The organism is Streptomyces sp. NBC_01429 (genome assembly GCF_036231945.1).
Taxonomy (GTDB): Bacteria; Actinomycetota; Actinomycetes; order Streptomycetales; family Streptomycetaceae; genus Streptomyces.
Map to the genome: position 1 here is coordinate 356,528 of NZ_CP109599.1, position 22,253 is coordinate 378,780.

At 71.8% G+C, this 22,253-nt stretch carries 17 protein-coding genes; 12 read left to right on the forward strand and 5 right to left on the reverse strand.

Annotated elements, in window-relative coordinates:
- Positions 1–165: 165 nt before the first annotated feature.
- From OG627_RS01675 to OG627_RS01725, 11 genes are all read left to right on the forward strand, one after another.
- Entirely contained in the window at positions 166–1,284 is a 1,119-nt protein-coding gene (locus OG627_RS01675; RefSeq protein ID WP_329060654.1) for a fatty acid desaturase family protein, read from the forward strand.
- A gap of 191 nt (positions 1,285–1,475) precedes the next feature.
- Positions 1,476–2,915, forward strand: coding sequence for an MFS transporter (locus tag OG627_RS01680; protein ID WP_329060656.1), 1,440 nt, complete (start codon positions 1,476–1,478; stop codon positions 2,913–2,915).
- A 400-nt stretch (positions 2,916–3,315) separates the two neighbouring features.
- Entirely contained in the window at positions 3,316–4,914 is a 1,599-nt protein-coding gene (locus OG627_RS01685) for an aldehyde dehydrogenase family protein (protein WP_329060658.1), read from the forward strand.
- Between the two features lie 26 nt (positions 4,915–4,940).
- Positions 4,941–6,077, forward strand: coding sequence for an acyl-CoA dehydrogenase family protein (locus OG627_RS01690; RefSeq protein WP_329060660.1), 1,137 nt, complete (start codon positions 4,941–4,943; stop codon positions 6,075–6,077).
- Between the two features lie 25 nt (positions 6,078–6,102).
- Positions 6,103–7,389 (forward strand): aspartate aminotransferase family protein, encoded by a 1,287-nt coding sequence (locus OG627_RS01695; protein WP_329060662.1) that lies wholly within the window; start codon positions 6,103–6,105, stop codon positions 7,387–7,389.
- A 6-nt stretch (positions 7,390–7,395) separates the two neighbouring features.
- Positions 7,396–7,890 (forward strand): type II toxin-antitoxin system RatA family toxin, encoded by a 495-nt coding sequence (locus tag OG627_RS01700; protein WP_329060664.1) that lies wholly within the window; start codon positions 7,396–7,398, stop codon positions 7,888–7,890.
- Positions 7,891–8,062: 172 nt separating this feature from the next.
- Complete coding sequence (locus OG627_RS01705; RefSeq protein WP_329060667.1) at positions 8,063–8,587, forward strand: hypothetical protein; 525 nt, start codon at positions 8,063–8,065, stop codon at positions 8,585–8,587.
- 107 nt (positions 8,588–8,694) lie between these two features.
- Positions 8,695–9,696 carry a VlmB-like protein gene (locus OG627_RS01710; RefSeq protein WP_329072275.1) on the forward strand — a complete coding sequence of 334 codons (1,002 nt, stop codon included), beginning with the start codon at positions 8,695–8,697 and terminating at the stop codon, positions 9,694–9,696.
- Positions 9,693–10,718 carry a beta-ketoacyl-ACP synthase III gene (locus tag OG627_RS01715; protein WP_329060669.1) on the forward strand — a complete coding sequence of 342 codons (1,026 nt, stop codon included), beginning with the start codon at positions 9,693–9,695 and terminating at the stop codon, positions 10,716–10,718. The genes OG627_RS01710 and OG627_RS01715 overlap by 4 nt, the downstream gene beginning before the upstream one ends.
- Positions 10,719–10,826: 108 nt before the next feature.
- Positions 10,827–11,057 carry an acyl carrier protein gene (locus OG627_RS01720; protein ID WP_329060671.1) on the forward strand — a complete coding sequence of 77 codons (231 nt, stop codon included), beginning with the start codon at positions 10,827–10,829 and terminating at the stop codon, positions 11,055–11,057.
- Entirely contained in the window at positions 11,054–12,277 is a 1,224-nt protein-coding gene (locus OG627_RS01725) for a beta-ketoacyl-[acyl-carrier-protein] synthase family protein (RefSeq protein ID WP_329060673.1), read from the forward strand. The genes OG627_RS01720 and OG627_RS01725 overlap by 4 nt, the downstream gene beginning before the upstream one ends.
- 252 nt (positions 12,278–12,529) lie before the next feature.
- On the opposite strand, the gene OG627_RS01730 is transcribed toward OG627_RS01725, so the two are convergent.
- From OG627_RS01730 to OG627_RS01740, 3 genes are all read right to left on the reverse strand, one after another.
- Entirely contained in the window at positions 12,530–13,375 is an 846-nt protein-coding gene (locus OG627_RS01730; protein ID WP_329060675.1) for an AfsR/SARP family transcriptional regulator, read from the reverse strand.
- A gap of 968 nt (positions 13,376–14,343) precedes the next feature.
- Positions 14,344–15,120, reverse strand: a complete 777-nt coding sequence (locus OG627_RS01735; protein ID WP_329060677.1) for a thioesterase II family protein — start codon at positions 15,118–15,120, stop codon at positions 14,344–14,346.
- Entirely contained in the window at positions 15,117–16,112 is a 996-nt protein-coding gene (locus OG627_RS01740) for an LLM class flavin-dependent oxidoreductase (RefSeq protein WP_329060679.1), read from the reverse strand. The genes OG627_RS01735 and OG627_RS01740 overlap by 4 nt, the downstream gene beginning before the upstream one ends.
- Positions 16,113–16,315: 203 nt before the next feature.
- Between OG627_RS01740 and OG627_RS01745 the strand changes: the two genes are divergently transcribed.
- Positions 16,316–16,690, forward strand: a complete 375-nt coding sequence (locus OG627_RS01745) for a PaaI family thioesterase (protein WP_329072277.1) — start codon at positions 16,316–16,318, stop codon at positions 16,688–16,690.
- Positions 16,691–16,741: 51 nt separating this feature from the next.
- Here the strand turns inward: OG627_RS01745 and OG627_RS01750 are convergent, their stop codons facing one another.
- Both OG627_RS01750 and OG627_RS01755 read right to left on the reverse strand, forming a co-directional pair.
- On the reverse strand, positions 16,742–17,611 hold the full coding sequence (locus OG627_RS01750; RefSeq protein ID WP_329060681.1) for a maleylpyruvate isomerase N-terminal domain-containing protein: 870 nt from the start codon (positions 17,609–17,611) through the stop codon (positions 16,742–16,744).
- Positions 17,612–17,694: 83 nt separating this feature from the next.
- Entirely contained in the window at positions 17,695–22,248 is a 4,554-nt protein-coding gene (locus OG627_RS01755; RefSeq protein WP_329060682.1) for a type I polyketide synthase, read from the reverse strand.
- Positions 22,249–22,253 lie beyond the last annotated feature (5 nt).

Sequence of the window (22,253 nt, forward strand, 5' to 3'; positions counted from 1 at the left end):
CTCTGCCGGACCGCTCTGACGTGCTGCTGACGGAACACTGACGGACCGGATCAACAGGGCGGGAGGCCGGTCAGGGACCGGTCAGTGCACCGTCAGGGCCCCGCCCGACCATGAGACCCCGTCCCGTCTTTTCTGGCGGACCGTCTCTTGCAAGGAGAAAGAGGTATGCAATCACCTCACGACGATGCCTTGGCCGAGCGTTCGGGGGCGGACTCCAAGAAGCCTCTGGCTGCCGTACCCGACGCGGTGGGCGATTCCCCGGCCGGCGCGGTGGGCGCCTCGGCGACCTTCGCGGAGCTGCTGCAACGGGTGAAGGCCGAAGGGCTGTTGAACCCGGCGCGCGGCTATTACGTCGGCAAGCTGGCGCTGAACACGGCGCTGCTCGCGATCGGGTTCACCGCGTTCTTCGCACTCGGTGACAGCTGGCTGCAACTGCTGGTGGCGGTGTGGATGGGGTTGTGCGGAGCGCAGAGTGCCTTCATGTGGCACGACGCCGGTCACAAGTCCATGTTCGGCACCCACTGGACGGCCTCGCTGATGGGGTACGTCCACGCCAACCTCGTCAACGGCGTGAGTTACGGCTGGTGGGTCAACCACCACAACCGGCACCACAGCCACCCCAACCACCTGGAGATGGACCCGGACATCGGCCGGCGGACCGCGATCTTCGACATGAAGCAGTACCCGAGCCGCAGCCGGCGCGGCCAGTTCATCGTGCGGTACCAGTCGGTGCTGTTCTTCGTCCTGCTGGTGCTGGAGTCGTACAAGATGCAGCGGACGGCGGTGAAGACGCTGGCGAAGAACGAGGTGCGCCGCCGCTGGCTGGAGGCGGCCCTCATCGTGCTGCGCGCCGCGATCTATCTGACCTGTGTGTTCGTGGTGCTGCCGCCGCTGCTCGGTGTGGTGTTCATCCTGGTGCAACAGGCCGTGCTGGGCGTCTATTTCGGGCTGATCTTCGCCCCCAACCACAAGGGCATGGAGGTGCGGGACGGCGACAAGGAGGAGCTGGACTGGCTGGCGCGCCAGGTGCTGACCTCGCGCAACATCCGGCCGTCCCTGCTGATGGACTTCCTCTACGGGGGGCTCAACTACCAGGTGGAACACCACCTGTTCCCCGCGATGCCGCAGAAGAGCCTGCGCAGGGCCAGGGAGCTGACCCGGGAGTACTGCGCCGAACGCGGAATGCCCTACCACGAGGTGGGTTTCTGGGCCTCCTACCGCGAGGTCGCCACCTTCCTGCACGAGGTCAGCGCACCGGCCCGCGACGAACGCGCCGCCGCCTGACCCGGTTCCCCTCGCCGGCCCGGCGCTTGGGCGCATCGATGCCGAGCGCCGGGCTTCGCCGTGCCCGGTCGGCCCGCCCCTCCGGGCGGCACCGTCCGGCTCCCGCGCCCGGTGCCGCCGCCCGGCGTCTCCCCCGTGGTCCCCACGTGGTTCTCCCGCAGTCCTCCCGCAGGAAAGGTCAGCGCATCACCATGTCCGACGACACCCTCGGGGCGGTCAGACAGCCCACGTCGGTCGCGAGACGGCTCGACCGTCTTCCCGTCCTGCCCACGCACCGCCGGATCACCACCGTGATCGGCGTCGGCCTGCTGTTCGACATGTACGAGAACAACCTCTCCGGCACCCTGTCCCAGGTGCTCCGCGCGGACTTCGCCCTTTCCGCGACCGACGTGAAACTGGTTCTCGCGTCCGTGTTCCTCGGCCAGTTCTTCGGGGCGATCCTGATGGGCCGGTTCGCCGACCGCTTCGGGCGGCGCACGGCATTCCTCATCAACCTGGGGATCTACTCGTTCTTCTCGCTGGCCGGGGCGTTCTCGCCGTCCGTCGGCTGGCTGATCGCCAGCCGATTCCTCGCGGGCGTCGGGATCGGCGCCGAACAGACCCTCAGTGACAGTTATCTGGCCGACGTCCTGCCCGCACGCCACCGCGGCCGGCTGATGGCCTGGGCCTACACCATCGGATTCTGCGGAGTTCCCGCGGTGGGTCTGATGGCCATGTGGCTGGTGCCGCTCGAACCCCTGGGCGTGGCGGGCTGGCGCTGGCTGTTCGCCCTCGGCGCGGCCGGCTCCGCGGTGGTGTGGGTCTGGCGCCGGGGGCTGTTCGAGTCGCCGCGCTGGCTCGCTGCGGTCGGCCGGCACGAGGAGGCCGAGATACTGACGGCCCGGCTGGAGGCGGAGGCGCGGCAGCTGGGCAAGCTGCCGGCCGAGCCCGCCGATCAGGAGACGGCGCACGCGGTCCGCGACACGCGGGAGCCCCTGGACGCCGCACCGGTGGAGGGGCCGCCGGCCGTGTCCGCCCGGCCGACCGGGCCGTTCCTGCGGCTGCTCTTCTCCGCCCGCTACCGGCGCCGGACGGTGATGTCGTGGGTCTTCTGCCTGCTCTCGACGGTCGGCTACTACGGTTTCGGCACCCTCGCCCCGCTGGTGCTGACCGCGAAGGGGTACGACATCGTCCAGGGCCTGGGCTTCACCGCGACCGCCTTCATCGGCTACCCGGTGGGGGCCCTGCTCGCGGTGCCCCTGATGGACCGGGTCGAACGGCGGTCGCTGGTGGCCCTGTCGGCCTGCGGGATGGCGCTCGCCGGTCTGGGCTTCGCCTTCGCGGGATCGCCCGGGATGGTCATCGCCTGCGGCTTCACCTACACGCTGGTGAGCAATGTCTTCTCCAGCGCCTCGCACGTGTTCCTGGCGGAGCAGTATCCGACCGCGATCCGCGCCCAGGCGTCGGGGACGGCCTACTCGCTGTCCAAACTGACCGCCGCCGCACTGCCGTTCGTACTGCTTCCGGTGCTGGAGCACGGCGGCCCGGGGATGCTGTTCGCGACGATCGCCGCGGCCATGGCGCTGCTCGCGGCGACGGTCGTGTTCCTCGCCGACCGCACCACCGGCCGCCCGGTGGACGACGCCGGGTGAACCGGCGGCGGGCCGGCCGGCTCCTCGTCGTCCGGTACCCCGAAGGTCGCCGCCATGAACCGCACCAGCGACTGCCGGAGTTCGGCCGCGCTCCTGCTGTACGGGGTGATCGCCTGTGCGCACATGAGGGCTCTCCCAGGACGGGGCCGCGTGCGGAGATTCCGCATGAATTCCGGGTGCGACCTTGGCGAATCGAATCGAGCAGCGCGCGTAAGAACATCTCGCGCACCCCGCGCCCAACGGGCCGAACAAGGGAATTAGAGCAGACCCGAATTGACTGTAAAAGAGGTCACGATAAGTGTCAGAACCCGGTCAGGGCCACGTCAGAATGGCGTCAGACCGAACTGACAAAATTCACGAAGAGAACCTGCGGAAGAAATGTGGCCCCTGGAGGAGAAGCGTGTCGGACAGCAAACCGCGGAGCTACAAGCTCTACATTGCGGGAAAAGATGTCGACAGCGAGGAATGGGTCTATACCGTTGAATCACGCTCCCTGTTGGAGGACGTCTTCACCAGCGTCGGCCTGAAGCGGGAGCTGGAGCGGAATCCGGACTCGGAGCTGGCTCAGCACCCCTATGTGGCGGGACGCTGCGCCGTCGCCGGCGACACCGCCGTCGCGCTGGCCAGTGAGGCCGCGGCCGCCGCCGCTCCCGGATGGGCCGCGGTACCGCTGGACCGGCGGATGCGGCTGGGGTCGATGTTCCGCGAGGAACTGATCCGGCAGCAGCAGACCTTCACGGACATGCTGGTGGCCGAGGGCCATCCGGTCAGCCTGGCCCGCTGGGAACTGAGCTGCCTGCTGCAGATCTACAGCGAGGAGAGCCTCGGCTGGTACCGGGAGCAGATGCACACGGAGATCGCGCACGGCAACCGCCGGCTGATCATCCGCCGGCAGCCCGACGGTGTCGTCGCCTTCCACCCGCCGCAGAACGCCCCGGCGCCCAGCGCCGCGCTGGCCGTGCTGGCCGTGATGGCCGGCAACGCGGTGATCGTACGGGCGCCGCGCAGCATCGCCCTGAGCACCATGTGGCTGCTGCGTGACGTGGTCGGCCCGCTGCTGGAGGAGATCGGCGCACCGCCCGGGGTCCTGAACGCCATCTGCGCCAACCCCGGCCGGACGCTGAACCACTGGCTGGAGGACCCGCTCATCGACGACATCTTCTACATCGGCGGCAGTACCGAGGGCCTGCGCTTCCAGGAGGAGTGCGTGGCCCGCGGCAAGAAGCCGATCCTGGAGCTGGCCGGCAACGACGGCATCGTCGTCTGGCGCGACGCCGACATCCCCCGGGCCGCCGAGGCGATCTGCGAGGCGTTCTACGGCTCCGGCCAGATCTGCATGGTGCCCAACTACGTGCTGGCGCACCCCGAGATCGCGGACCGGCTGATCGCCGAAGTCGCCGAGTGCGCCGCGGCCATCCGCCCCGGATACCCGGAGGACCCCGACGTCCTGCTGTCCCCGGTGCGCCGCAGCGAGCGGTTCTTCGACCTGCTGCGCCAGGCCTTCGAGCAGGGCGCGCGGCTGGTGACCGGCGGCAGCCGGGCCGAGGTGGACGGCACCCCCTCCGACACCGGGGTCTTCCTCCAGCCGACCGTGCTGCGGATCGACGGTCTGGCCGACGCGAGGAAGTACGACGTGGTGCGCCAGGAGACCTTCTTCCCGCTGCTCCCCATCGTCGTCCTCGACCCGGCGGGGGACGAGGACCTCCTGGACCGTCTGATCGACTTCGTCAACACCAACGAGTACGGACTGCGCAACTCGCTGTGGGCGGAGTCGGAGACCGTCATCGACGCGTTCGTCCAGCGGGTCGGCAACGGCGGCCTCCTGAAGATCAACGACTCGCACATCGGCTTCCTGCCGTACCTGCCCAGCCACGGCGGCACCGGGCTGACCGGCGGCGCGTTCGGCGAGGCCAACTACCCGATGCTGAAGACCTCGCACCTCCAGGGGGTCAGTGTCGCCCGGGGCGTCAGCCCCCGTGACGCGGTCTTCGGCAGCTGAGTCCACACCCACGACCGGAGGTTTCCGTGCGTTCCCTCGACCACGCCCGAGAGTTGTGCCAGCACTACCATCCGGGGCTGACCAAGGCGCTGGAGAGCATCCCCTACGCCGAGCGGGAGTCCGCGGGCAGCCCGGTGATCGATCTCTTCCGGGAGCACGGGGGCCCGGGGCTGCTCGTCCCCCGCGAGTACGGCGGCCTGGGGGCCGACATCCTGGACGCGATCCGGGTGCAACGGGCGCTGGGCTCGCTGTCGCCGTCGCTGGCGGCGGCCACCGCCATGCACCACTTCACCGCGGCCATGCTGTACGACCTCGCGGGCACCGCGGGGCGTCTGACGGACGCGCAGATGGCGATCCTGGGCGGTGTCGCGCCACGGCGGCTGCTCATGGCGTCCGGCTGGGCGGAGGGGAAGACCCAGCAGAACATTCTCCTCCCCACCGTGACCGCCACCCCGTCCGAGGACGGATACCTGCTGACCGGCAGCAAGAAGCCGTGCAGCCTGGCCCGTTCGATGGACCTGCTGACGGTGAGCATCGCCGTCCCCGGCCCGAACGGGCCCGAACTCGCCCTGGCCCTGGTGCCCGCCGACGCCCCCGGTATCTCCGTCAGTCCCTTCTGGGGCAATGACGTCCTGGCCGCGGCGGAGAGCGACGAGGTGGCGCTGGAGAACACCCCGGTCCCCGCCGATCTGGTGATCCGTACCTCCTCCGAGGACCCGCACCGGCTCGACGACCTCCAGACCGCCGGGTTCGTCTGTTTCACCCTGCTGATCTCGGCGGGCTACGCGGGCGCCGCCAGCGCGCTGGTCGCCACCGTGCTGGAGCGCGGGCGCGGCAGCGAGGGCGACCGCGCGTCCCTCGCCATCGACAGCGAGTCGGCGTTCGCCCAGCTGGAGGGCGCGGCCCGGGCCGTACGCGACGGGCTGACCGGCGAGGCGGCGGTAGCCGAGGTCCTCGTCGCGCGGTTCGCCGCGCAGCACGTTCTGGTGCGGACCGCGGACCGGGCCCTGGACCTGCTCGGCGGTATCGACTTCATCCGCGGCTCGGACCACAGCCGCCTGGCCGCGTCCGTACGTCCGCTGGCCTTCCACCCGCCGGGTCAGTCCTCCGCCGCCGAGCCGCTGCTCTCGTGGTTCACCGGCGGCCCGCTGGAACTCTCCTGATCCTCACCCTCCCTGGAGCACCGTCATGACCGCTCTGAGCACCGAGACATCCGCCCCCGACACCGAGGCGCAGATCCTCGCTCTGTACCGGGCCCATCTGAGCAAGGGCCGGGCCACCGTGGCCGAACTCTTCGGCAGCCATATGGAGGTCGAGTCCTCCGGTGCCTGGCTCACCACCAGCGACGGCGAACGCTTCCTGAACGCCGGCGGCTACGGCGTCTTCCTGATGGGCGCCCGGCATCCGCTGGTGATCGAGGCGGTCAACCGCCAGTTGCACACGCATCCGACCGCGACCCGCATCCTGCTGGAGCCGACGGTGGCGCGGGCCGCCGAGGCGCTGCTGTCCGTGGCGCCGACCGGGCTGGAGCGGGTGCACTTCGCGCTGTCCGGCGCCGAGGCGGTCGAGGCCGGCCTCAAACTCGCGCGGGCCGCGGGCCGCCGCCGTACCGTCGCCATGCTGGGCGGCTACCACGGCAAGACCCTGGGCGCGCTGTCGGCCACCGCCAAGGAGGTCTACCAGAAGCCCTTCCGGCCGCTGCTGCCGGACTTCTCCCACCTGCCGTTCGGTGACGCCGACGCCCTGCGGGCCGAACTCGCCGCCCACCCGGGCGAGGTGTGCGTGATCCTGGAGCCCGTCCAGGGCGAGGGCGGGGTGATCATCCCGCCCAAGGGCTATCTCCGGCAGGTCGAGGCGCTGGTCCGCGAGTACGACGGCTTCCTGATCCTCGACGAGGTGCAGTCGGGCTTCGGGCGGCTGGGCGAGTGGTGGGGCGCCGACATCGAGGGCATACTCCCCGACGTCCTGCTGGCCGGCAAGGCGCTGGGCGGCGGGGTGGCGCCGGTGTCCGCCGTGGTGGCCACCCGGGAGGCCTTCCGCCCCTTCGACCTCGACCCGTACATCCACACCGGCACCTTCGCCGGCCAGCCGCTGCTCATGGCCGCGGTACAGGGCGCCATCCGGGCGATCGAGGAGGAACGGCTGGTCACCCGGGCCATGGAGCTGGGCGCCCGGCTGCTGCCCGCCATCTCCGAGATCGCCCACCGGAATCTCGGCGAACTCCTCGTGGAGGTACGCGGCAAGGGGCTGCTCATCGGTGTCGAACTCGCCGAGGCGGGGCTGGCCGGGGAGCTGCTGATCGAGCTGTTCAACCACGGTGTCGTGGCCAACCACTCGATGGGCGGCAGCTCCGTGGTGCGCTTCACGCCGCCCGCCGTACTCGACGAGGCGGACATACGTCATCTGCTCGACGGCTTCGACCGCGCGACACGCGACCTGATCCGTAATTCGACGACCATGCCTGAAGGGCGCTGATCCGCCATGCGACACGTACTGCTGGAAGCCCTGGTCCACGGCGAGAGCGCCAAGGACGTCCTCCTCGCGGTCCTGCGCTGGGAGCGCTACCCCGAACTCGCCCCGCACGTGCAGTCGACCACCGTCCACGCGACGTATCCCGAGCCCGACTGCTCGTCCAGCTGGGAACTGCACTTCCGCAGCGGTCTGCTGCGCTGGACCGAGCGGGACGAGATCCTTCCCGACTCCCTGGAGATCCGGTTCGAGCAGACCGAGGGCGACTTCGACACCTTCCTCGGCACCTGGCGGCTCGCCCAGCGGGGCGACGACGTCTCGGTGCGCTTCGAGGCGGACTTCGACTTCGGCATCCCCAGCCTCGAAGGCATCCTCGACCCGATCGCCGAACGAGTCGTCAAGGAGACCATCGCGTGGGCGGTGGCAGGGATGTACCCCGGTACCGAGATCCTCGGCGACGTCGCGGGTCCGGACACCTCCCTGGCCGGACTCACCGCACCGGTGTAGGCCATGTCCGGACCGTGAGGCAGGGGGCGCGGGTCCGGAGCGACCCCCACCGCTCCGGCGCCCTCCCTCTCCTCACCCGGGCACGTACCGGTCCCCGTTCGTCCGCACGCAGAAGGCCCAGCCCCGTTTTCCCCCCGACCGATCCGCCGGACAGGCCCCAGAGGAGTCAGCCATGGACCAGGCCAACCCTTTCGAAACACCACGCACGTTCTCGCTGCACCGCGCCGAGTACCTGGTGGGGCTCGCGGCGTCGACCGTCCTGATGATCGTCCACTACGACGAGATCCGCTGGCTGCCGGCCGTGGCCCTCTTCCTGTACATCGACGTCATCGGCTATCTGCCGGGGGCGATCGCGTTCCGGCGCAGCGGTGGCAGGCCGATCTCCAAGACGTACTACGTGCTGTACAACTTCATGCACAGTCTGATCACCCAGGGCGCGGTGGTGGCCCTGTGGTGCTGGCTGATCGGCCCCGAGTGGGCGCTGCTCGTCATCCCGTTCCACCTCTTCGGCGACCGGGGTCTGTTCGGCAACTTCATGAAGTCCTTCGCGCTGCCCTTCGAGCCGGTCCAGCAGTCGGGATATCTCAGGCTGCTGGACGACCTGGGGCTCGCGCACCCCAAGCAGGCCGGGCACACGGCCGATCCGGCTCCGGTGGGTCATGTGCCGTCGCAGGTCCCGCCGCGGGCGGTCCGCTGACCGGTCCGGGCACCGGCGCCGACCGGCGCCGCGGCGCACGACATCCATGACCGACCGAAGGAGAAGTCACCGCTGTGACCACCGAAACCGACCGAACTGCGGACGCCATGGGCGTCACGACCGACGACGGGACGCGGCCGGTCGCCCGTGAGGCGGACTGGGACAACGCTCCCGGTCTCCTCGACGGCGCCAAGAGCCTCACCCTGGGCCCGGCCGACTGCGACCTCGCCTACTGGATCACATCGGTCGCGCAGGGAACGCTGCGCGACCGGGGCGAGAGCGGCCACCACGTGGACGCGACGGTGCCCCGCTTCCTGACCGAACCAGGGCCCCTGCGCGAGGCGCTGATCCTGGAGTTCGGCTTCCGGGGCCTGTCCGAGGAGATCGCCACCCGGCTGCTCGGCCACTACGTGCCGATCGCCCCCGGCGTACCCGAGCTGGAGTTCTACGCCACCCAGCTGCTCGACGAGGCCCGGCACGCCCGGGTGTTCCGCAACCATCTGGTCGAACTGGGCATGCCGGCCGGCACGTTGCTCAAGGACATCGAGGCGCTCTCCGCCGACTACCGCCGTGACGTTCTCCAGCCCGTCGAGGACTTCACCCTGGACGTGGTGCGCGACAAGCAGGACTTCATGGGCGGGGTCGCCGTCTTCGCCATCGTGATCGAGGGCGTGCTCGCCCCCGCGGCCGAGCTGAGCGAACGCAAGTGGACCCCGCTGTCGCCGGCGACCGGTGAGATATCCCGGGGCACCGGTATCGACGAGATCCGCCATCTGACCGTGGCCAGCACGATCCTCCGCGACCACCTGGCGCGCAGCCCCGAGTCCCGCGATCACATCCTGGAGATCATCCGGGCCGGGGTGAAGCTGTGGGACGAGGTGCCCGACCGGGAGTACGTCATCTACCGGGAGGAGCTGTTCCAGCAGGGCATGGCCGAGCACGCGGACCTGATCGGCGACTACGAGATCTGGCCGGGGGTGCGGATGCTGGACACCACGCCGGAGCAGCGCTACGACATGGCGGAGCGGTGGACGGAGGAGATGGCCGAGGTCCGGATGGCCTACATGGGGCTGCCGGTGGAGGTCCTGACCGGCGGCAGCTCCGCATGACCGGCCCGGCCGCCGCGCCCGCGGCGGTGATCGCGGGCATCGGCAGGTATCTTCCGCCGGACGTGGTGACCAACGACGACCTGGCGGGACGGCTCGACACCTCCGACGAGTGGATCCGGTCGCGGACCGGTATCGCCTCCCGGCATGTGATCGCGCCGGGTACCGCCACGTCGGACCTGGCGGTGGAGGCCGGGCGGCGGGCCCTGGCATCGGCGGGCGGTGGCGGCGCGGAGGCCGTGGTGCTCGCGACGACCACCCCGGACCAGCCCTGCCCCGCCACGGCGCCGCTGGTCGCCGACCGCCTCGGGCTGGGCGGTGTCGCCGCGTTCGACGTCTCCTCGGTGTGCAGCGGCTTCCTGTACGGGCTCGCCACCGCGGCGGGGCTGATCGCCTCGGGCACGGTGGAGAGCGCTCTGCTGATCGCGGCGGACGCCTTCACCACGATCATCGATCCCGCCGACCGGGGCACCGCGGTGATCTTCGCGGACGGGGCGGGGGCGGTGCTGCTGCGGTCCGGGCGGCCGGACGAGCCGGGCGCCGTCGGCCGGGTCGTCCTGGGCAGCGACGGTTCGCTCGGCGGGCTGATCGAGGTGCCCGCGGGGGGATCGCGGCAGCGGTCCTCGGGTGTCGCCGCCGGGCCGGGCGAGGAGTTCTTCCGGATGCGGGGCCGTGAGACGTTCCGGCACGCGGTGGGCCGGATGACGGAGTCGTCGCGGGCGGCGCTCGCTGCGGCCGGGTGGGACGGTCCGCTCGCCGCCGACCGGTTCGCCGCGCACCAGGCGAACGCCCGGATCCTCACGGCCGTCGCCGAGGAGCTGGGCATTCCGCCGGAGCGGCGGCTGTCCAACATCGAGCGGACCGGGAACACCGGAGCGGCGTCGCTGCCGGTCCTGTTGGCCGAGGCGACCGCGGAGGGAACGCTGGCGGCCGGCCACCGGACGCTGCTCACCGCCTTCGGCGGAGGTCTCGCCTGGGGGGCCACCGCCCTGGTGTGGCCCGACCTCAAGACGTTCGACGACTGACGGACGCAGCGACGCACCGGCGTCCGAATCACCCGATCCCGCCGCACCGGGCGGGCGGAACAGTGTCGGGCCGCGCGGCGGGCCGACCGGACAGCGAAGGATGACACCGTGTTCGAGACACTCAAGGAAATGCTGGTCAGCAAGCTCAAGGTCGCTCCCGAGCAGATCACCCCGGAGGCGACACGGGAGGACGTCGAACTCGACTCGCTCGCCGTCGTGGAGCTCTCGCTGCTGCTGGAGAAGGAGCTGGGGCTCCAGATCAGTGACGACGAGTTGCTGGAGGCGGCGACGATCCGTGACATGGCCGACCTGATGGCCGAGCGGAGCGCCTCGGCATGACCTCCGGTGCCGACGTCGCGGTCACCGGCCTGGGCCTGGTGACACCGGCCGGGTGCGACGCCGCCGAGACCTGGGCCACCGTCCTCGACGGGCGGCCCACCGCGGCCCTGGATCCCGAGCTGGAGGGAAATCCGGTGCGGCTGTCCTGCCGGGTGCCCGGCTTCGACGCCGATGCCCTGCTGGGGGCGCGCAGGGCCCTGCGGCTGGACCCCTTCGTCCGGTTCGCCCTGGTGGCCGCCCGCGAGGCGGTGACGGACGCGGGGCTCGACCCGGCCACCTGGGACGGGGCGCGGGTCGGCGTGGTGCTGGGGTGCGCCGACGGCGGCCCCGGCACCGTCGAGGCGCAGCACCGTACGCTGCTCGGCGAGGGGGCGCACCGGGTCTCCCCCCTCCTGCTGCCGATGCAGCTGCCCAACATGCTGGCGGGTCAGACCGCCATCGAGTTGGGGGCCACCGGCCCCAATCTGGTGGTGGCGACCGCCTGCGCCTCGGGGGCGACGGCCATCGGGGTGGCCCGCGACCTGCTGCTCCTGAACCGTTGCGACATCGTGCTCGCCGGGGGCGCCGAGGCCATGATCACGCCTCTGGTGATGGCCGGCTTCGCCAGGATGGGCGCGCTGTCGCGCCGGGAGGACGATCCGGCCACCGCCTCCCGCCCGTTCGACGCGGGGCGGGACGGTTTCGTCGCGGCGGAGGGTGCCTCGGTGCTGGTGCTGGAGCGGGCCTCGGACGCGCGGGCCCGCTCCGCCCGGGTCCGGGCCCGGGTGGTCGGCTACGGGGCCAGCGCGGACGCGCACCACATGACGAGCCCGCACCCCACGGGTGCGGGGTGCGAGGCCGCGGTGCGGGCGGCGCTGGCCGACGCCGGAGCCGGTACCGGGGATGTCGGCCATGTCAACGCGCACGGCACCTCCACCCCGCTCAACGATCTCGCCGAGGGGCGGATGATGGGCCGGCTCTTCACCGGCGGCCCGGTGGTGACCTCGACCAAGGGGGTCACCGGCCATATGCTCGGCGCCGCCGGGGCCGTCGAGGCCGCGTTGACGGTACTCGCCCTGGAGAAGAGCGTGGTGCCGCCCACCGCGGGCCTTTCCACACTCGATCCGGAGCTGGACATCGAGGTCGCGACCGCCCCGACGGCGTGCCCGGACGGGCTTGCGCTGAGCAACTCCTTCGGGTTCGGGGGCCAGAACGCCGTTCTGGCCCTGGCCCGGGCCTGACCCTCGCCGGTCCCGGACGCGGCCCCTCCCCCCGCGCCCGGGACCGGCGTCCGGGGCGGGGCCGGGCCAGGGCCGGTTCCGTCGCTCCACCGTGCCGCCGGCGCGGCGGTTCCCCACGGTCATCCGTGCGGGGTGCCGCCACGCCGGCGGCTCAGTGGTTCTCCGGGAGCCGTCGGCGCCGTGGGGCGGGTCCGCCGTGTCCCGCCGGCAGGCGGGACCGGACGCCGCCGCGGGCGCCCGGCGGACCGGGGGTCACAGTGCGGCGCCCGGCACGAGTCCGGCGAAGTCCAGGGCGGGGTCCTGGTTGAGGATGTCCTGCAGAAGCCTGCGGAGTTTGGCCGAGGGCTCCAGGCCGAGTTCGTTCACGAGCCGCAGCCGGGCGCTGTTGTACGCCTCCACCGCCTCCGCCTGCCGGCCGGCCCGGTACAGGGCCAGCATGAGCATCTCGGTGAGCCGTTCGCGCCAGGGGTGGATGGAGCTCATCCGTTTGAGTTCGCTGATGGTGTGGACCGGGTCGGCGAGCTGCATTCCCAGCCAGAGGGTGTCCTCGACGACGGCCAGGTGCTCCTCCTCCAGCGCCAGGGCCATGCTCTGGCACATGGGCCCCTGGGCGACGCCCTGGAGCGGTTCACCGCGCCACAGGGACAGCGCCTCGCCGAACAGCCGGTATGCCCGTTCGGGCTCCCTGCGCATGCACTCCCGGGCCCGGGAGGAGAGGCCGCGGAAGGTTTCCGCGTCGATCGCGCCGGCCCTCAGATCGAGCGCGTACCCCGATGAGCGGGTCAGCAGTTCCGGGGCGGTTCGGTTGGGTCCTGCCAACTTCTGAAGGGTCCTGCGTAACCGGTAGACGTGGGCCTGGAGCGAGTTCTCGAAGGTGGGCGGCGGATTCTCCCCCCACAGCTCACCGTAGAGCTGCTCGGCGGCCAGCGGCTGGCCCGGACTGATCAGCAGGGACGTCAACAGGGTCCGCTGCAGGCTGCCGGTCATCGTGTGCACCCGGTCCCCCGCGTGTACTTCCAGCGGCCCCAGGACGCGGAAGAACAGACCGGAGCCTTGGACGCCGAGCTGTTCCGGATGCGCCGCGGACGATACGTCCATGTTTTTGCTCAACTTATCGAGGCGGAAAAAGTTGTGCACTTTCTTTCCTCCGATCACGCCGGGCAGATGCCGCTTCCATTGACTCCGCAGAACTCGGGGTCCACAAGAGCAAGAAGACCGCTCACAGCACTTACCGGACAGCGTCTTTCCGGTTTCGATCAGATGGCCGCGCGGACCTTACATAGGAACATTCGGGCACAAACCAGGGGGATATTCTGCCCCATCAGGCGGAGTTGGCAGGCGCACTCGCGACAGCGATTGGCCGATTCGAACATCTCTCCGTTTGCCTCACGGGAAATACCTTTCCAATTACCTCTCAGGTAATTGACGACCGGCGATTTACCGGACCATTGGTTCACCCTTCACCCAAAGGAACCCTTCCGGCAGCACAACCCTCGCGCGCATCGGCTCAATAGAGGGGATTCCAACGGCATTCCCCGTGCGCCCGTAAACGCGATTCCCCTGTGGCTATGTGTCCGATCCCTTGCCCGTTTGAGGTAATGACCACCATTACTTCGATGTCCCTCGCGCCCCCCGGAGGCTTTCCCGGCACACGGGAGGACGCCCCGGGCACGCCCGGTGCCCGGATCCCCGGTGGACACCCGTGGCCTTGAGCCGAAAGGCTCCCGCCCGCCGCCCGTCCTGCCCGAACGTTGTCCGGTATTCCGACCGGAGCCATTTCGGGTCGCCGCGTGCACCACGGAGGTTTTTCACCGCTGCCCGATTTCGGTCCACGGTCTGTGGGAGTTCCGGTCGGCAGACGCCCGGGCCTTCCGAAGCCGAGCGGCCCGAGCCGACAGCCGATCTCAAGAAGGGGGTTCGCCATATCCGGTGACATCCCACCGCGGCGACGGAGACGGCCCCTTCGGGCACGGCCCCGTCGGGGCGGCGAGGCGGGCAGGACCGTCGGGGCAGGAGACAGCGGGGCGGGGCGGCTCCGTGCCGGAGCCGCCCCGCCCTGTGGGGTGTTACGCCGTCGGAACCAGGCGCCGCAGATGGCGGCCGAGGCTGTGCTGGACGGCGGCCGCGTGGTCGAAGAGATAGAAGTGCCCGCCGGTGAAGGTGGTGGTGCCGAGGAAAGCGGTGCCTCGCCGCGCCCAGGCGTCCATGCCCCCGGACGGAAGCAGCGGGTCGTCCGCTCCGCCGTAGGCGGCGACCGGGCAGGGAACGGGAGCCTGGTCGTCCAGGAAGCCGCCGGCCGCGAGGAGGTCCCCGCGCAGGGCGGGCAGGACGGTCGCCAGCGTGGCCGGGTCCAGGGACACCCCGTGCGGCATCATTCCCAGCTCCGCCACCCGGTCCAGCAGTTCGTCGTCCGACATGCCCGCCACGCTCTCCCGCGGCGGGCCGGCCGCGGGCCCCGGGGCCCAGCCGGAGACCCCGAGGAGGGCCGGGGCGGTGCCTCCGTCGCGTACCAGGGTGACCGCGAGCCGGTAGGCGAGCAGCGCGCCGAAGCTGTGGCCGAAGAGCAGGTACGGCCTGCCGTCGAGTTCCCCCTCGAAGGGGTCCTGGAGCGCCTCCACCATCGCGTCCAGATCGTCCAGGGCCGCCTCGTGGAACCGTTCCTGACGCCCCGGCAGCTGGAGGACGCGGACGTCGATGCCGGGGGGCAGGGTCGCCGACCAGGACCGGTACTGCGCCGCCGAGCCGCCGGCGTGCGGGAACACGAAGGCCGTGAACGGCGCGTCGGGATCGGCGTCCGAGCCGGTGAACCACTGTGCCCGGGGCGCTCCTCCGGCGGAGGTCACGCGCCCTCCGGTACGGCCTGGCGGACGGCGGGCAGCAATACCTCGGCGATCTCCTCCAGTTGGGCCTCGGGGCGCAGCGATCCGATCCGGATCACGATGTGCCGGGCGCCCTGCCGCACATAGCCGGCGAGCCATTCCGCGCAGGCCTCGCTCGACCCCCAGGCGTAGGCCTGGATGGCGGACATCTGCTCCAGCGAACGGCCGTAGTAGTGCTCGATGTAGTCCTCCAGCCCGGCTCGGGCACGCCGCTCGTCCGGGTCGACGCTGATCGTCGCGTACAGGCCGGGTGTGACGGCGCCCTCGGGCCGGCCCGCCTCCCGGCGCAGTTCCTCGATCCGTCGCCATGCCGCGCCGTACGCCTCGGCCTCGGGGAGGAACGGCAGCCAGCCGTCGTAGAGCCGGGCGACCCGGTCCAGTACCCGGGGGGTGTCGCTGCCCGCGAGCCACAGGGGCGGTCCGTCGGGGCGGGGCGGGCTGACGAGCCGGTCCAGGCCGGCCGCCTGCCAGTAGCGGCCGTTGAAGGCCTCCGGGGCGCCGGGGCGGTCGCTCGCCCAACAGGTGCGCCACAGTGCGGCGATCTCGTCGAGCCGCCCCGCCCGGCCGGCGAACGAGGCGCCCACGGCGGCGAACTCGTCCTCGGTCTCCGGGAGGGGGAAGCCCGATCCCAGGCCGAGGACGAGCCGGGCGCCGGCGATGTGGTCGAGGCTGCTGACCATGTTGGCGCCGATCAGCGGGTGCCGCAGCGCGGGCGTCAGTGCGGCGGTCCCCAGGGTGATGGTGCGGGTGGCCGCGCCCACGGCGGACAGCACCACCAGGGGATCCAGCCGCGGGCGTGCGGTGAGCGAGTCCCCCGTCCACAGGGAGTCGAAGCCGAGATCCTCGGCCCGCCGAGCGAAGTCCATGAGCGGTGAGGCGCTGTAGTCACCGAGGATCGCCTGCTCTCGGGTGGGCAACAGGACCCCTGCACGGACCGGCTGACGGACGACGCTCATCGCGCACACCTCTTCCTTCTCTGATCACGGAACGGTCGCAACGATCCAACCAACCGTGGCTGACAGGCTGCTGACGATCAGCTGAAGGTGTGTCAGGTGCAGTAGAGTCGGCTCCTCTTCTTCTGCCGTGGAGACATCCGTACGACCGCGAGGAGCCCGCAGTGACCCAGCACGCCGCACCTCTGGACGACCTGCTCGACCTGATGCCGTACGCCAGGACCACCGGGGTACGGCTGGAGGAGGCGAAGGCATCACTGGTCCGCGGCAGCCTGCCGTGGGCGCCCGGTCTGTGCACGGCCATGGGTGTCCTGCACGGAGGTGCGGTGATGACCCTGGCGGACTGCGTGGGGGCCGTGTGCGCCTACCTGAACCTGTCGGCCGGCGCGACGACCTCGACGGTGGAGTCGAAGACGAACTTCTTCCGCGGCGTGCGCTCCGGCACCCTCAACGCGGTGGCACGGCCCTTGCACACGGGGGCCTCGTTCATCGTCGTCCAGACGGATCTCACCGACGACACCGGTCGTCCGGTCGGCCTGACCATCCAGTCGCAGGCCGTACGGGGCGGCGACCGCGCCTGAACCCGACCTACCCGCCGGGGAGGTCGGCAGGGGAGAGTCGGGCGTCGCGTGTCAGCTGAAGACGTGGTCCAGCCAGTCCCGCACCACGTCGCGGTCCCCGGTCACCCGGATGCCCGGGGCGGAGAGCGGGAGGCGTCGTTTGAGCAGGGGCAGCAGGAGTTCGCCCGGGGCGTCCACGATGACGTCCGGCCGTCCGGCGTCGGGGGCGAGCAGGACCGGGCCGGAGGGGCCGAGGTGGATCAGCCACTCCCCGGGGCCGCCGGTGGAGCCGGCCGCTCTCAGGAGCATCCGTTCGCCGGAGTGCCGGAGCCGGGCGAGCTGCGGATCGAAGAAGGCGGCGGAGGCGGGCCGGGTCGCGAGTTCGAGGGTGAAGGCGACCAGTTCCTCGGCCACGTCGCGGTCGAGTTCGGGAGTGACGCCGAGCATCACCTCGGCGTCCATGCGGTGGATCCCCGACTCCAGCGCGCCCCAGGTGGCCCAGCACCGGGCACGCGGCTCGCCGAGGCACGCCCACACCGGGCGGTCCGGGCCAGAGGCCAGGAGCGCGTCGACGAAGGCGTCCGCCGACTCCGTGAGCGGCGCGACGGAGTGTTCCTCGACGATCCGGGTACCCAGGGGCGTCTTGAGGTGGGCGTGGGTGAGGGCGTCGATGTACGCGGGCCACGGCGCCCCGGTGTCCAGGGCGCCGTCGGGGATGTCCGGCAGGAAGGTGTGCGGCGGCCGGAACTCGACGGTCCCGCTGTTCAGCATGCCCGTCGCCCAGGTGAAGGCCGCGTGCAGATGTCCGGTGAGGTGCGCGGCGGTCCAGCCCGGGCAGCCGGGGACCGGGGTCCCCGGGTCGACCTGGGCCAGTACGGCGGACAGCCGACGGCATTGCAGACGGATCTCGTCGCACAGACGGGTGTGGTCGTTCCAGAACATGGGCTCTCCAACGTGGTGAATCCGTCCCCCGGTCCCCGCGTGGGCCGGGGCCGCCCCGGCCCACCGGGGTGGCCCCGACCGCGTCACGAGACGGGGGCGTCCTTGGCGGGCAGCAGCCTCTCGATGTACGCGCTCAGCAGGTCGACGCGGGGCTGTTCGTAGACGACGGACGTCGGCAGGGTGACCAGGAACGCCGCCTCCAGGGCGGTGCGGATCTCGACCGCGTTGAGCGAGTCCATCCCCAGGGCCGCCAGCTCCGCGTCCGGTTCGAGGTCGTCGGCGTCGCGGAAGCGCAGCACGTCCGCGAGCCTGCTCCGCACGATCGTGTTGATTCCCGCGGACCGGGCCGGACCGGGTGTCTCCGGCAGGGTGCCCGGGTCGACGGGCCCGCCGGTCGTGGCCCGGTCGGTGACCAGCTCGTCGAAGAGCGCGTTCCCGGGCCTCCGGGACACGAAGCGGCCCCAGTCGCAGCGGCCCACGACGACGTGGGTCCGTCCGGCGTCCAGCAGGCCGGGGAGCAGGCCCGCCGCCTCCGTCTCGTCGAGGGGCCGGATGCCCTGTGCCTCCCAGCTCCTGACCGGTGCGGAGTCCGGGTCGCGCGGGACCCAGGGGCCCCAGTCGACGGCGAGAGCCGGCAGGTCCGCGCGAGCGCGCCGGGCCGCCAGGTGGGCGAGGAAGGCGTCGCCCGCCCCGGGTCCGGCCGCGAGGGCGGAGCCGATCGTCGCGCCCGCCGTGGAGCAGAGCAGGAAGAAGTCCGGCCGGGGCAGCCGGGCCGTCGCCTCGTGCAGCAGCCAGGCCCCGTAGACCTTGGCCCTGAAGACCGTGTCCAGGTTCTGCCAGGTCTGCTCCGCCACCGGCAGGTGCGCGCCGTCCGCCGCCGCGTGCACCACGCCTCCCACCGGCCGTCCGGTGTCCGCCAGTTCCGCGAAGACCCGGTCGACGTCCGGAGCCGACCCGATGTCGCACCGGCGGACCGTCACGGTGACGCCGTCGCCCAGTTCGGGCGCCTCTCCCCCGGTGCGGCTCAGCAGCAGCAGGTCGCGGGCGCCGAGCGCGACGAGCCGACGCGCCATGTGCAGTCCGACGGTGCCGAGTCCGCCCGCCACCACGTAGGTGCGGTCGGGCCGGATCTCGACCGGACGGCCCGGCTCCGGCGCGGGCCCGGCGGGGCGCAGCCGTCGTACCCAGCGCTGTCCGTCCCGGTGGGCCACCTCGAACTCGGTGTCCTGCGGCGACGACCACTCGTCGATCAGCGGCCCCGTTCCCTCGGTGCCGGGTTGCAGGTCGACCAGTGTCACCCGGTATCCGGGGCGTTCGACGGCCAGGCTGCGGGCGAATCCCCACAGGGTGGCCGCCGCCGACACCGCGGGCGGGGCATCCGACCCGGGGTCGCCGGGCAGGGTGTGCGCGCCTTCGGTGACCAGCCACAGGCGTCGTCCGTCACCGAACCCCTCGCGTGCCAGGATGTCCAACAGGGGCAGCAGTTCGCCGTAGTTAAGCGCGCACTCGGCCCGCAGCCGCTCCACGCCCGTGGTGTCTTCCGGGGCACGGTGCCAGAACCAGACCACGTCGCGGGGCGGGCCGTCGCGCAGCGCCGCCACCAGTTCCTCGGGGCCCGCCGGACAGATCGGTTCGACGCCCGCCTCGGGCGCGCGGTCCAGCAGCCGGGAGCGCAGCTCCTCGGGGGCCCGGAGCAGGAGGACGCCACGCTTCTCGCCCGGTTCGCCGGCCGGCCGGGCGACCCAGTGCTGTTCGTGGAGGAGCGGCAGCGCGGCATCGGGCTCGGGCCGGGGGCCGCGCTCGGCCGCCCACGCGGCCTCGGCCTCCCGGCGCTGCGGGGTGGGCAGCCAGTACGGCTTCCGGTCGAACGGGTAGGCGGGCAGCTGGACCCGGGTGCGGGGCGCGTCCCGGTGGTAGCCGGTCCACGAGACCGGCACCCCGGCCTCGTAGGCCCCGGCCAGTGAGCGCCGGATCATGTCGCCGGTGGTGTCGTCGCGGAAGGTGCTGCTCAGCCAGACGTGCTCCGGGTCGGTGGCGGTTGTCCGGGCGAGTGAGGCGAGGGCGGTGGAGGGGCCCATCTCGACGAAGACGTGGCGCCCGCGCCGTTCCACCGCCTGGACGCAGGCCTCGAACTGCACCGGCTCCAGCAGGTGGCGTATCCAGTAGTCGGGGGTGCCCATCTCTCCGGACCTGGCCACCCGGCCCGTGACGTTGGAGACGACGGCCATGGTGGGCACCCGGAACTCCACTGTCGCGAGTTCGGCGCGGAACTCGTCGGCGATCTCGCTCATGAGGTCGCAGTGGTAGGGGGCGGCGCCGCGCAGCGGTGTCACCTTCACGCCCTGCTCCGTCAGGCGCGCGCCGGCGTCGGCCAGCGACTCGGTCCCGCCGGTGAGCAGGCACTGGGCGGGGCCGTTGACCGCGCCGACGGCGAGGTCCGGGTAGCGCTCCAGGAGCGGTGCGATGTCGGCCGCGCGTGCGCCCACCGCCGCCATGCCGCCCTTGCTCTGGAGCCGGCCGCTGAGCCGGCCCCGGGCGGCCACCAGCCGTGCCGCGTCCTCCAGGGAGAACAGTCCGGCGGTCGCGGCGGCGGCGTACTCGCCGAGGCTGTGCCCCACGAGCACCGACGGGCGGACGCCCCAGGACAGCCACAGCCGTGCCATGGCGTACTCCAGGCTGAACAGGGCGGGTTGCAGATGGCGCGCCTCGTGGATACGTCCCGGCACGTCGTCCTCGCCGCGTACCAGCACGCCGGGCGGCAGGCCGGTCAGCGGGGCGAAGACCCGGTCGCAGGCGTCGATCGCGTCCCGGAAGACGGCGTACTGGTGGTAGAGGGCGCTGCCCATGCCGGGGTACTGCGTTCCGGTCCCGGAGAACAGGTAGGCGACCTTCGGGTTCCCCGGCCGGCCGCCCGGCTCGACGCCCCCGAGGTCCGCGAGGCGTTTGCCGAGGGTCCGCGCGAGGTCCTCGCGGTCGCGCACCACATCGGCGATCCGGTGCCGGAAGTGCGCCCGGCCGGTGTTGGAGGTCCGGCACAGGTCGGTGACGGATACGTCGGGGTGCCGTTCCAGGTGCTCCAGATGCCGCTCGACGAGCCGGCGCAGCGAGGTGCGGCTCTTGGCGGAGAGGGTGACGACGGCGCCGGCGGGTGCCTCGGTGACGGGGTGCGCTTCGGTGACGGGGTGCGCCCCGATGGCGTCCGCGGTGGTGGTGGCGCCGGTGGCGTTGCCGGTGGTGGGTGCCTGCTCGGTCTCGGTGGGCGGTCCCTCCAGGACGACCGTGGCGATGGTGCCGGTGACGCCGAAGCTGTTCACCAGGGCGCGTCCGACTCCGTCGCCCGGCCAGGGCCGGACCTCGGTGGGCACCGCGAAGGGGGCGTCCTGCCAGGCGATGACGGGGGACGGGGTGACGAGATTGAGGTGGGGGTAGACCGTCCGTTCACGGAGCTGGAGGACCGTCTTGATGAGTCCGCCGACACCGGCGGCGCCCTCCATGTGGCCGATGTTGGTCTTCAGGGATCCGACGAGCACCGGGTCGGCCCCGCTGTGCGAGGCGCCGAAGACTCCGGTGATCGCGTCGGTCTCGGTGGGGTCGCCCAGCGCGGTGCCGGTGCCGTGCGCCTCCACGTACTGGATGTCCCCGGGCTCCAGCCGGCTCCTCGTCAGCGCGGCCCGCATGACCTCTTCCTGCGCGGCGCCGTTCGGGGCCGTCAGTCCGGCGCTCTCGCCGTCCTGCCGGACGGCGGATCCGCGGATCACGGCGTGCACGGTGTCGCCGTCCCGCCGGGCGTCGCCGAGCCGCTTGAGGACGAGTACGCCGCATCCCTCGGCGCGGGCGTATCCGTCCGCGGTCTCGTCGAACGTCTTGCACTGTCCGTCGGGTGCGAGCATCCCGCCGAGGGCCAGGACGGCCTGGCTGCGCGCGTTGTGCATCACGTTCACTCCGCCGCACAGCGCGATCCCGCACTCCCCCTCGCGCAGCGCCTGCACGGCGAGGTGGGCGGCGACCAGGGACGACGAACACGTGGTGTCGATCGACATGCAGGGGCCGCGCAGTCCGAGGACGTACGACAGCCGGCCCGACACACCGCTGTGGGTGAGCCCGGGTGCGAGGTAGGGGGTGAGGTCTTCGGGGGCGAGATCGGTCGCCTCGAAGATGTAGTCGAGCGACGTCACCCCCATGAAGACGCCGGTGTCGCCGTGGCGCAGGGACACCGGGTCGATGCCCGCGTGCTCCAGTGCCTCCCAGGCCGTCTCCAGGGTCAGACGCTGCTGGGGGGCGATGTACGGGGCTTCCTTGGGCGACACGGAGAAGAAGGCGGCGTCGAACCGGTCCACGCCCTCGACGAAGCCGCCGCGGGGATGCTCGTCCAGCAGGCCGTCGCCCGTACCGGCGCCGTGGGCCATCTCCCTGCGCTCGTCCGCGGGCAACGGCCCGATACCCGACCGGCCCTGCCGCAGGAATTCGGCGAAGGCGTCGACGTCGTCGTTCCCGCCCGGACAGCGCAGCCCCATCCCCACGACGGCGATGGGCTCGTACTTCTCGCGCAGCAGCCCGGTGATCTGCTCGTCCTTGCGCCGCAGTTCACGCAGCGCGGCGGCCAGCTCTTCCCGGGTCTCCTCCGACGTCTGTGCCATGGTTC